10 protein-coding genes are annotated in these 11,634 nt (G+C 71.1%); 7 read left to right on the top strand and 3 right to left on the bottom strand.

The genetic code is table 11. The features are described from left to right. Window positions 1–20: 20 nt before the first annotated feature. Window positions 21–272 carry a phosphopantetheine-binding protein gene (locus N4G70_RS02295; RefSeq protein WP_261710651.1) on the bottom strand — a complete coding sequence of 84 codons (252 nt, stop codon included), beginning with the start codon at window positions 270–272 and terminating at the stop codon, window positions 21–23. 29 nt (window positions 273–301) lie between these two features. Then, window positions 302–1,822, bottom strand: a complete 1,521-nt coding sequence (locus N4G70_RS02290) for a class I adenylate-forming enzyme family protein (RefSeq protein WP_261710649.1) — start codon at window positions 1,820–1,822, stop codon at window positions 302–304. 408 nt (window positions 1,823–2,230) lie between these two features. On the opposite strand from N4G70_RS02290, the gene N4G70_RS02285 reads away from it, so the two are divergent. From N4G70_RS02285 to N4G70_RS02265, 5 genes are all read left to right on the top strand, one after another. Then, window positions 2,231–3,373, top strand: coding sequence for a MupA/Atu3671 family FMN-dependent luciferase-like monooxygenase (locus N4G70_RS02285; RefSeq protein WP_261710648.1), 1,143 nt, complete (start codon window positions 2,231–2,233; stop codon window positions 3,371–3,373). Window positions 3,374–3,432: 59 nt separating this feature from the next. Continuing rightward, entirely contained in the window at window positions 3,433–4,008 is a 576-nt protein-coding gene (gene ssuE, locus N4G70_RS02280; RefSeq protein WP_261710647.1) for an NADPH-dependent FMN reductase, read from the top strand. A 108-nt stretch (window positions 4,009–4,116) separates the two neighbouring features. Next, window positions 4,117–5,184, top strand: coding sequence for a glucose-1-phosphate thymidylyltransferase (locus N4G70_RS02275; RefSeq protein ID WP_261710646.1), 1,068 nt, complete (start codon window positions 4,117–4,119; stop codon window positions 5,182–5,184). 56 nt (window positions 5,185–5,240) lie between these two features. After that, the gene (gene rfbB / locus N4G70_RS02270) at window positions 5,241–6,230 is read left to right on the top strand and encodes a dTDP-glucose 4,6-dehydratase (RefSeq protein WP_261711341.1); all 990 of its coding nucleotides are present in this window, start codon (window positions 5,241–5,243) and stop codon (window positions 6,228–6,230) included. Continuing rightward, window positions 6,227–7,831, top strand: coding sequence for an FAD-dependent oxidoreductase (locus N4G70_RS02265; RefSeq protein WP_261710645.1), 1,605 nt, complete (start codon window positions 6,227–6,229; stop codon window positions 7,829–7,831). The genes rfbB and N4G70_RS02265 overlap by 4 nt, the downstream gene beginning before the upstream one ends. A gap of 690 nt (window positions 7,832–8,521) precedes the next feature. On the opposite strand, the gene N4G70_RS02260 is transcribed toward N4G70_RS02265, so the two are convergent. Continuing rightward, on the bottom strand, window positions 8,522–9,145 hold the full coding sequence (locus tag N4G70_RS02260; protein WP_261710644.1) for a dTDP-4-dehydrorhamnose 3,5-epimerase family protein: 624 nt from the start codon (window positions 9,143–9,145) through the stop codon (window positions 8,522–8,524). Between the two features lie 119 nt (window positions 9,146–9,264). Between N4G70_RS02260 and N4G70_RS02255 the strand changes: the two genes are divergently transcribed. Next, entirely contained in the window at window positions 9,265–10,290 is a 1,026-nt protein-coding gene (locus N4G70_RS02255; protein WP_261710643.1) for an NAD(P)-dependent oxidoreductase, read from the top strand. A gap of 39 nt (window positions 10,291–10,329) precedes the next feature. Continuing rightward, on the top strand, window positions 10,330–11,631 hold the full coding sequence (gene rfbH / locus N4G70_RS02250) for a lipopolysaccharide biosynthesis protein RfbH (RefSeq protein WP_261710642.1): 1,302 nt from the start codon (window positions 10,330–10,332) through the stop codon (window positions 11,629–11,631). Window positions 11,632–11,634 lie beyond the last annotated feature (3 nt).

The following is an 11,634-nucleotide window of genomic DNA, read 5'->3' as shown; positions in this document are numbered from 1 at the left end:
GGCGGAAACCGGGGGTCGGGTCAGGCGCGCTGGGCGGCGAGGACCGCCCACAGCGCACCCGGCGACGCGAAGGTCGCGGACGTGAGCTTGTCCTCGGGAATCTCCACGTCGTACTGGTCCTCCAGGCGGACCAGAAGTTCGATCGTGGCCATCGAGTCGAGGCCGACGGCCTTGAGGTCGAGGGCGGGGTCCAGCGGGCCCGTGACACGCGGCAGGACCGAGGTCAGCAGCTGCTCGAAGCCGGCGTCCCACGAGACGTCAGTGGTGGTCATGGCTCAATCTCCTTACGGGGTGACTTCAGTCACTTCTGTTCGCGGCGCAGGCGCTGCTTGTCGGTCTTGCCGTTCGGGGTGAGGGGAAGCGCGTCGAGCAGATGGCAGGCGGCGGGGACCTTGGCGGCCTCCAGACGCTCGGTGAGCTGCGCGAGCACCTCGTCGGCCGAGAGCTCGGTGACGGCGTACAGCGTGAGGTCCTGGCCCTCGGCCGGGGCCAGGGCGGCGGCGGCCGTGACGCCCTCGATGTCCAGGGCGGCCGTCTCGATCTCCAGGGTGCCCATGCGGACGCCCTTGCGCTTGAACAGGTCGTCGCGGCGCCCCTCGAAGTAGAGGTGGCCGTCGGTGTCGAGGTGGCCGTAGTCGCCGGTGTGCAGGGTGGTCTCGCCGGTCACCGGGTCGGGGCGGAACCGCAGCGCGGTCTGCTCCGGGGCCTGCCAGTAGCCGGTCATGATGTGCGGTCCGCGTACGCAGATCTCGCCGACCGTGCCGGGCGGCAGGAGCCGGCCGTCGTCGTCCAGGATCAGCACCTCGGTGCCGTCCAGGGCGCGTCCGACCGAGCCGGGGCGCGCGATGTCGCCGTCCGGTTCGAGCACGGTGATGCGCTTGCACTCGGTGGTGCCGAACATCGGCGACACCTGGGCGGCGGGGAACGCGGCCCGCAGCTGGGCGATGACGGGCCCGGTGAGGGCCGCGCCGGTGTTGGTGAACAGCCGCACCGGGGGCGCCTCGCGGCGGTCCCGCCTGGAGAGCGTGAGCAGCATCTCGCCGAGCGAGGGCACCAGCGGAACGACCGTGACCCCGTACTCGTGCAGCGTGGACAGCAGCCGCACATGGCGGTCCGGCGAGGTGAGCACCACCTGGGCGCCCGCGATGACGGACAGCAGGATCTGGTAGAGCCCGTAGTCGAAGGAGACCGGCACCGCGACCAGGACGACGTCGTCCTCGCGGTAGTCCAGCCGGGCCTGGATGGCGCGGGCGGCGAAGACGATCGGGGCGTGCGTGCTGACCACGGCCTTGGGCGCCGAGGTGGAGCCCGAGGTGTAGATGAGCAGACCGAGGCCGTCCGGGGCGACGGGCGCCTCAAAGGCTCCGGGGGCCGCGTCGTACAGCGCCTCGGCGCCGAGGCGTACGTCGTCGAGCTCGAAGACCGGACGGTCCGTCAACTCCCGTAGGACCGCGGTGTCCTGGGCGTCCTGGCCGATCACGAGGACCGGGTCGCAGTCCGGCACCACGGTGTTCAGGTGGAACCGCTTCATCGCCGGGTTGACCGGCACGAAGGCGATGCCACGGCGCAGCGCGCCGAACATCAGGGCGGTGAATTCACGGGTGTTGCCGACGCGGACCAGGATCCGGTCCGCGTGTCCCACACCCTGGGCGGTGAGCCAGTCGGCGTACGCCCGTGACCAGGCGTCCAGTTCCGCGTAGGTCCACACGCCCGAGGCGTCGCGCACCGCGGGGGCGTCGGGCCGGGCGGCCACGGCGGCCGCGAGCAGTCCGTGGACGGTGTCGGTGCCGGTGTCCGCGGCAACCAGCGTCTGAGTCGTCATCCAGCAACCTCGTGGTCATCGGAACGGAAGGTGGTCACCCTGAGCGTGGGGGGGTTGTCTCGACCCCGGGTCGAGTGGCGGTGGACACGGGCCCGCGGAGCCGGAACCCAGCACCTTCCGGGTGCTCGTCTTCGGCTGCGGTCCGTCCGTGGCTGGTCGCGCAGTTCCCCGCGCCCCTTGGCGGGCTGGTGTCGCCGCGCACCCCATGTCGAGCCCTCCTCGGATCTCGCTCGAATCCATCACAACGGGGCCCGCTCGCAGCGCACTTGAGCCGCACTGGAGCGGCGCGGGCCTGCCCGGGACTCAAGTCCGGTGCGAGGAGGGCGTCCCATGGTGTCGCCGGGCAGCAAGCCCCCATGGTGACGACCCCGCCGCGACGACGTCCGACGGGGAAGGAGGCAGCGCTAAATGAACGCGGATTCCCGGCAGACCGGCAGCCACGGTGCGCACGGCTCGGCAGGTGAGCGGCCGCTGGACTTCGGTGTCTTCTTCTTCGCCGCGGTCGGCGACCGGGCTGAGGAGACCTACCGGCTGATGCTGGACGCGGCCCGCCGCGCCGACGAGCTGGGCTTCGGTTTCGTATCGACGCCCGAGCGGCACTTCCACCGCTTCGGCGGTGCCTTCCCCAACCCGGCGGTGACCTCGGCGGCCATCGCCGCGGTGACGAGCCGGATCCAGATCCGGGCCGGCAGCGTCGTGACGCCGCTGCATCCGGCCGCCCGCATCGTCGAGGACTTCGCGATGGTGGACGGCATCTCGGGCGGCCGGGTCGCGATCTCGGTGGGCTCCGGCTGGAACGTCAACGACTTCGTGATCGCACCGGAGAAGTACGAGACCCGGCGCGAGCAGATGATCAAGGATGTCACCGACATCCGGACCGCCTGGCGCACCGGGCACTGGACCGGGCCCAACCCGCTGGGCGTCGAGACCACCCTGCCCGTCTTCCCGCGCCCGGTGCAGGAGGACCTGTCGGTGTGGGTGACCGCGTCCCGCAGCGAGGGCACCTTCCGCGAGGCGGGCCGGCTCGGCTGCAACATCCTGACCCATCTGGAGAACCAGGACGTCGAGTCGCTCGGCGACAAGATCGCCCTGTACCGGTCGGCGCGCGCCGAGGCGGGCTGGGACGGTCCAGGCAAGGTCACGGTCATGATGCACACCTACGTCGCCGACGACGCGGCGACCGCCCGCGAGGTGGGCGGCGGCGCCCTGCGCGACTATCTGCTCTCCGCCATCGACCTGGAGGCCCTCGCGGTCGAGGCCGGCGGCCGGATGAGCGGCAACAAGCAGGGCCGCGAGGTGCTGTCCGCCGTGAAGGCCCAGCGCAAGCTCGCAGAGCTCGGCGTCAACCGTTATCTCTCCGGAAACTCGCTGATCGGTTCGGTCGAGGAGTGCACCGAGACCGCCCGCCGGGTGCGCGCGGCCGGCGTCGACGAGATCGCCTGCCTGGTGGACTTCGTCGCCGACCCGCAGCTGGTGCTCGCCTCCCTGGAGCGCGTCGCCGCGGTACGCCGCGAGGCAGCGAGGGCCGCCGAGCCGGTCCTGGCCGCCTGACCCCCGGGCGGCGTGCCGCCCCCCAGCGTCTGTCCCCATCCTCGATCAGGAGGTTGTCCATGGCGACGATCCTCGCCGTCTCCGGCAGTCCCTCGCCGGTCTCCAGCACCCACCAGGTACTCACGCTCGCGGCGGACCGGCTCGCCGGCCGCGGGCACCGGGTGGAGACGCTCGCCGTGCGCACCCTGCCCGCGGCCGAACTCCTACGGGCCGATGTCCACCATCCCCAACTCGCCGCAGCAGCCGAGCAGTTCGCGCGCGCCGACGCCATCGTGCTGGCCACCCCCGTCTACAAGGCGGGCTACTCGGGGCTGCTCAAGTCCTTCCTGGACGTACTGCCGCAGTTCGCCCTGGAGGGCAAGGTGGTGCTGCCGCTGGCCACCGGCGGCTCGCTCGCCCATGTGCTGGCCCTCGACTACGGGCTGCGCCCGGTGCTGATGTCGATGAAGCCGCGGGCGGTCTCGGAGTCCTTCTTCGTGCACGCGGGCGGCATCCGCAAGGGGCCGGGCGGCTTCGCCGGCCTGGAGCCCGACACCCAGAGCCTGCTGCACCAGGCCACCGACACGTTCGCCCACCTGGTGGAGCACCTCACCGGGGCCACCGCCCCGGCCGTCCGGCTGGTGCCCGCCGCCTGACCCGCGGCCTCGGGGGGCGTACCGCTCCCCAACGTCCCTCATTCATCCGCCTGTTGATGCGTTGATCACGACAGTACCCGGCAAGAACCCCACGGAAGAGGACCCTCCATGAAGGCTCTGGTTCTGAGCGGCGGTACGGGAAGCCGACTGCGCCCGTTCAGCTACTCCATGCCCAAGCAGCTCATCCCGATCGCCAACAAGCCCGTCCTTGAGCGGGTGCTCGACAACATCCGCGACCTCGGTGTCACCGAGATCGGCATCATCGTCGGCAACCACGTCGAGGAGATAGCCGAGGCACTCGGCGACGGCTCCCGGCTCGGCGTCGCGATCACCTACATCCCGCAGGAGAGCCCCCAGGGGCTCGCCCAGTGCGTGCAGCTCGCCCAGGACTTCCTCGGCGACGACGACTTCGTGATGTACCTCGGCGACAACATGCTCCCCGACGGCATCACCGAGGCCGCCGCCGAGTTCCACGCGCTGCGCCCGGCCGCGCAGGTCCTGGTCGCCCAGGTCGAGGACCCGCGCGCCTTCGGCGTCGCCGAGGTCGACGCGACCGGCGTCGTGGAGCGGCTCGTCGAGAAGCCCCCGGTGCCGCGCTCCAACCTGGCGCTCATCGGCGTCTACTTCTTCACCCCGGCCATCCACGAGGCCGTCGACTCGATCGTGCCGAGCGCGCGCGGCGAGCTGGAGATCACCGACGCCATCCAGTGGCTGGTGACCAACGGCTCCACCGTCCGGGCCCAGGAGTACCGCGGGTACTGGAAGGACACCGGGCGCGTCGAGGACGTCCTGGAGTGCAACCAGATGCTGCTCGACGCCATCGAGCGCCGGGTGGACGGCGAGGTCGACGACCAGAGCGTGCTGATCGGGGCGGTCGTCGTCGAGGCCGGCGCGAGGATCTCGCGGTCCTTCGTGGAGGGCCCCGTCGTCATCGGCGCGGGCACGGTCCTGGAGGACAGCCACGTCGGGCCGCACACGTCCATCGGCCGGGACTGCGTCCTGTCCGGCACCCATCTCGACTACTCGATCGCCCTGGACGGTGCGACGATCTCCGCGGTGCGGGGCCTGCACGGCTCCCTGCTCGGCAGGTCCGCGGCGGTCACGGGCATCGACCTGGCCAGCCGCCACCACCGCCTCGTGGTCGGCGACCACACCCGCGTGGAGGTCGCGGCATGACGCACCCCGGCACGGAGAAGAGCGGCACGGACATGAGCGGCACGGAGAAGAGCGGCATGAACAAGATCCTGGTCACCGGCGGCGCGGGCTTCATCGGCTCGCACTACGTCCGCACGCTCCTCGCGGGCGGCTACGAGGGGTACGAGAACGCCGAGGTCACCGTCCTCGACAAGCTCACCTACGCGGGCAACCGCGAGAACCTGCCCGCCGAGCACCCCCGCCTCACCTTCGTCGAGGGCGACATCTGCGACCTGGAACTGCTCCTGGAGCTGTTCCCCGGCCACGACGCGGTCGTCCACTTCGCGGCCGAGTCCCATGTGGACCGCTCCCTGGAGTCGGCCGCCGAGTTCATCGCCACCAACGTCGGCGGCACCCAGAACGTCATGGAGGCCGCCCTGCGCGCCGGCGTCCGGCGCGTCGTGCACGTCTCCACCGACGAGGTGTACGGCTCCATCGACGAGGGCTCCTGGACCGAGGAGTGGCCGCTGCTCCCCAACTCCCCCTACGCCGCCTCCAAGGCCGGCTCGGACCTGATCACCCGCGCCTACTGGCGCACCCACGGCCTGAACGTGTCGATCACCCGCTGCTCCAACAACTACGGGCCCTACCAGCACCCCGAGAAGCTGATCCCGCGGTTCGTGACCAACCTGCTCGAAGGCGAGACGGTCCCGCTGTACGGCGAGGGCGCCAACATCCGCGAGTGGCTGCACGTCGACGACCACTGCCGCGCCATCCAGCTCGTCCTCGCCAAGGGCCGCGCGGGCGAGATCTACAACGTGGGCGGCGGCAACGAGCAGACCAACCGCCAGATCACCGAACGTCTCCTCGAGCTGACCGGCAACGACTGGTCGAAGGTGGTCCGGGTCGCCGACCGCAAGGGTCATGACCTGCGCTACTCGCTGAGCGAGGCGAAGATCGCCGAGGAGCTCGGCTACGCGCCGCGCATCTCCTTCGAGGACGGCCTGGCCGAGACCGCCGCCTGGTACCGCGACAACCCCGGCTGGTGGAAGGCGGTCAAGCACGCGCCGCAGGAGGGCCAGAAGTGACACAGCTCGACATGACGGCGCCCGCACCCCAGGTGCTGGTCGTGGGCGCCGGGCCGGTCGGGCTCAGCGCCGCCCACGAGCTGGCCCGGCACGGCGTCCGGGTCCGCCTCGTGGACGCGGCGGCCGGCCCGGCCACCACCAGCCGGGCGCTCGCCACGCACGCCCGCACCCTTGAGACGTACGACCAGATGGGCATCCTGGACGAGCTGCTGCCGCGCGGCCAGCGCGTGGAGCACTTCACGCTGCACCAGAACGGCCGGCGCCTGATCCGCTTCGACACGGACTACAGCCGGCTGCCCACCCGCTTCCCCTTCACGCTGATGGTCGACCAGGTCATCACCGAGGAGGTGCTGCGCACCGCGACGGCCCGCCGGGGTGTGGAGATCGAGTGGGGCGTGCGCCTGACGGAGTTCGAGGACCTGGGCTCCGACGGCGTACGGGCCCACCTGGTCCACGCCGACGGGTCCACCGAGACCATGACGGTCGACTGGCTGGTCGGCACGGACGGCGGACACAGCACCATCCGCAAGCAGCTCGGCCTGAAACTCGAAGGTGAGTCGAGCGAGACCTGGCTGATCGCGGACGCCACCGTCCACTGCGACCTGCCCAAGGACAGCATCCACTGGATGCGCACGCCCACCGGCACCGTGATGATGGTGCCGTTCCCCGAGCCCGGCAAGTGGCGCCTGCTCGACACCGCGGAGACGTCCTACGGCGGCGACGACGCGATGGTGGCCCGGCGCTTCTCGGCGAAGATCAGCACCGGTACGGGCAGGCCCGCGGTGGTCGAATCGCCGTCCTGGGTCTCGGTGTTCACCATCCAGCAGCGCATGATCGGACAGATGCGCAACGGGCGCGTCCTGCTCGCCGGTGACGCCGCCCACGTCCACAGCCCGGCCTCCGGGCAGGGCATGAACACCGGTGTCCAGGACGCCGTCAACCTCTCCTGGAAGCTCGCCACGGTCCTGCGCGGCGAGGCCCCGGAGACCCTCCTGGACAGCTACAGCGACGAACGGGTCCCGGTGGGCGCGGAGTTGCTGCGCACCACCAAGATGGCGACGATGCTGGTCCAGTTGCGCAGCCGCAAGGCGGCGGCCGCGCTGCGTGCCGCGTTCACGGTGCTGCGCTCGCTGCCGCCCATCAAGGGGCGCATCCAGCGCAAGATCATGGGCGGCATGTCGGCGCTCGGCCTCGGCTACGCGGCGGGCCCCCTGGCCCACGCCTCGACCCCGTCCGCCGGGGTGCGTCCCGGCGAACGCGTGGCCCGCGTCACCACCCCGGACCTGGCCACCAGCCCCGGCTGGCAGGAGGTCATCGCCGAACTCCAGCGCCCGCAATGGCTGTTGCTGACCTTCGGGCCGGCCCCCGAGGACCACTACGGCCCCTCGGTACGCGTCCGCACGGTCAACACCCCCGGCCCGGACACCCTGTCCGACCCGTCCGGCCACCTGTCCACCGCCCTGGGCGCCCCTTCGGGCACCTGGCTCCTGATCCGCCCCGACGGCTACCTGGCCGCCCGCGGCACAGCGAAGGAGTCCCCATCGACCGCACTGACCACCCTGGGAATCCACCCCGCGGCGTCGCCTCAACTCACCCACTGACCACACGACTTGGGCCCGCCCCCGGAACTCATCCGGAGGCGGGCCCAAGCGATGCGACGCCGGACGGGCCGAGGTGTCTCGATGCGGGCCGGCACCGGTCCTGCCAGGGGCGCGAGGAACTGCGCGACCAGCCCCGCACGACCCGCAGACGCAAGGGCACCTCGGGGCTCCGCCCCAAACCCCGTTTCGCGCCTAAAGGGCGCTCGTCCTCAAACGCCGGACAGGCTGAAAGTGCCCCAGCACCGAGCACTTAAGGGGCGCGAGGAACTGCGCGAGAAGCGACCACCGGGCCGCACCCGAAAAAGGGGGCTCCCTGGGGCTCCGCCCCAGACCCCGTATCGCGCCTAAAGGGCGCTCGTCCTCAAACGCCGGACAGGCTGAAAGTGCCCCAGCACCGAGCACTTAAGGGGCGCGGGGAACTGCGCGAGAAGCGACCACCGGGCCGCGGCCGAAAGGGGGCTCCCATCGCCGGACGGGCTGAGGCGACCCATGCGGGCCGGCACCGGTCCTGCCAGGGGCGCGGGGAACTGCGCGAGAAGCGACCACCGGGCCGCAGCTAAAAAGGGGCCCCGGGGCTCCGCCCAGACGCCGAGGTGTCTCGATGCGGGCCGGCACCGAGTAGTTAAGGGGCGCGGGGAACTGCGCAAGAGGCGACCACCGGGCCGCAGGCCGCCGAGCGCCCTGCGGCCCCTACGCCGCCCGGCGCGACCCCTCCGAACCCCTCCCGTAGAGGGAAACACACTGCGCATACGTAGGAAGCAACCCGAGCTCCAGGGCCTCCGCGACGGTAGGAGCCCCCGCATCCTTCTCCGACAACACCGGCTCCCCCGTGAGCCACCGCGCCCAGGGCAGCCCCAACTCCGGGTCGAGCGCCCGCAGATCGAGCTGCGTACCCGGCACGTACTCGGTGGAGCAGAGATAGCTGATGCACGTGTCGTCGGTCAGCGCCACGAACCCGTGCGCGAGCCCCTCCGCCACGAACATGGCCCGCCCCTCCCGCGCGTCCAGGATCGTGGTGATGTGCTCACCGAAGGTGGGAGACCCCACGCGCACGTCGACGACCACGTCCAGGAGCGCCCCGCGCACACAGCTCACCAGCTTGGCCTGGCCCGGCGGGATGGCCACGCCGTGCAGCCCGCGCACCGTATTGCGCGAGGAGGCCGAGTAGTTGACCTGGCGCGGCACGAACTCGTGCCCGGTCTCGGCGGCGAGCAGGTCATAGCGGTACGACTCGTGGAAACTGCCGCGGGGGTCCGTCAGCAGCTTCGGCATGATGCGGTACGCGTCCGGTACGGCGGTCTCTTCGATCCTCATGGTCCCGGACGGTAGGCGCCCCGACTCAAGTTCCGGTAGCGCCACCCACCACCTCCAGCGGTCCCCGAGCGCCACCCGTCACAGTGCCGCTCAAACCGCGCATACAGGAGGTAGCCACGGTGTCGGTGAACGACCGAAGAACAGGCGGCACAGAAGGCGGCGGCGCCGGATCGGTGGTGGTGCTCGGCGCCACGGGGTTCGTGGGCCGGCACATCTGCGAGGTGTTCGACGCGGCGGGCTGGACGGTGACCGGCGTCGCCCGCAGCACCCGGAGCACGTCAACTCCCCACCACATACGCCCACTTGACGTGGTGAGCGCCGAGCCGGAGCGCATCGCGGAGCTGCTCGCCGAGTGCGGCGCGCGGGTGGTGGTGAACGCGGCGGGCGCCGTGTGGCAGGCCACCGAGGACGACATGACGCGCGCCAACGCCGACCTGGTGGAGCGCCTGGTCGCCGCGACCGCCCCGCTCCAGGCGCCGCCCCGGCTGATCCAGCTCGGCTCGGTGCACGAGTACGGCCCGGTGCCGCGCACCGGCATCACCGAGGACACCCCGACCGCGCCGGTCACCCCGTACGGCCGCTCGAAGCTGGCCGGGGCCCGTGCGCTGCTCGACGCGGCGGCGTCGGGGCGGGCGCGGGGTCTGGTGCTGCGGGTCTCCAATGTGTCGGGGCCCGGAACGCACCGGGCGAGCCTGCTCGGCATGGTGGCCCACCACCTCGTCACGTCCGCCCCCGAGCCTCTGCGGCTCGCCCCGCTCCTTGCCCACCGCGACTTCGTGGACGTGCGCGACGTGGCGGACGCGGCGCTCGCCGCGGCCGGCTCCGACATCAGCGGCCAGGTCCTCAACATCGGGGGCGGGCAGGCGACATCGGTGCGCTCGCTTGTGGCCCGGCTCACCGAACTCGCGGGCGCCACCGCCGAGATCATCGAGGCGCCCAGCGCGGGCGGCCGGCCGCCCGAGGCCGAGTGGCAGCGCATGGACATCGGCCGCGCGAAGCGGCTTCTGGGCTGGTCACCGCGGCGGAGCCTGGACGATTCGCTGCGCGATCTGCTGGCCCACGCCCGCCTCGCCGCGCATCGCGAGCCGTTGTCCAGTGCCCTTCAAGTCGTTCCCACAACGATGGCCGTGTCGGATCACCGCTGAGGGCTTCGTGCCGAACTGACGACCATGGAGGCAGCCAAAATGAGTGACACCAAGGCACGGATTCTCGAACAGGTGCGGGAGTACCACCTGGAGAAGGAGCCGTCCCATGAGTTCGTGCCGGGAGTCAGCGAGATCTGGCCCTCCGGCGCGGTCCTGGAGCCCGCCGACCGAGTGGCTCTGGTGGAGGCCGCGCTGGACATGCGGATAGCCGCCGGCACCAGCTCCCGCAAGTTCGAGTCCCGCTTCGCCCGCTACATGAAGCGGCGCAAGGCCCACCTGGTGAACTCCGGTTCTTCGGCCAACCTGCTCGCCATGTCGGCGCTCACCTCGCCGCACCTGGAGGACCGCCGCCTCAAGCCCGGCGACGAGGTCATCACGGTGGCCGCCGGCTTCCCCACCACCGTCAACCCGATCCTCCAGAACGGCCTCGTCCCGGTCTTCGTGGACGTCGAGCTGCGGACGTACAACACGACCGCGGAGCGCATCAAGGCCGCCGTCGGTCCCAAGACCCGCGCCATCATGGTCGCGCACGCGCTCGGCAACCCCTTCGAGGTCGCCGAGGTCGCGCAGATCGCCGAGGAGAACGACCTCTTCCTCGTCGAGGACAACTGCGACGCGGTCGGCTCCCTCTACAACGGTCAACTCACCGGCACCTTCGGTGACTTGACGACGGTGAGCTTCTATCCCGCGCACCACCTGACGATGGGTGAGGGCGGCTGCGTGCTGACCTCGAACCTGGCGCTGGCCCGGATCGTGGAGTCGCTGCGCGACTGGGGCCGGGACTGCTGGTGCGAGCCGGGCGAGAGCGACCGCTGCTTCAAGCGCTTCCAGTACCAGCTGGGCACGCTGCCGGCCGGCTACGACCACAAGTACATCTACTCGCACATCGGTTACAACCTGAAGGCCACCGACCTCCAGGCCGCGCTCGGTCTCACCCAGCTCGACAAGGTCGACGATTTCACCGCGGCCCGCCGCCGCAACTGGCAGCGTCTGCGCGAGGGCCTGGAGGGCGTGCCGCACCTGATCCTGCCGGAGGCGACCCTCGGCAGCGAGCCGAGCTGGTTCGGCTTCGTGATCACCGTCGACCCCGACGCGCCGTTCAGGCGCAAGGAGTTGGTGAACTTCCTCGAAGAGCGGAAGATCGGCACCCGCAACCTGTTCGCCGGCAATCTGACCCGCCAGCCCGCCTACGTGGACGCCCCGCACCGCGTCGTGGGCGACCTGACCAACTCCGACATCATCACCGAGCAGACCTTCTGGATCGGCGTCTATCCGGGGCTCACCGATGAGCACACCGACTTCATGACGTCTTCGATCCGGGACTTCGTCGCCGGCTGGTGACGG

This window comes from Streptomyces sp. ASQP_92, assembly GCF_025399895.1.
In the GTDB taxonomy this organism is placed as follows: Bacteria; Actinomycetota; Actinomycetes; order Streptomycetales; family Streptomycetaceae; genus Streptomyces.
Note: the sequence above shows the minus strand (reverse complement) of the source record. Positions and strands in the feature narration are given on the sequence as shown.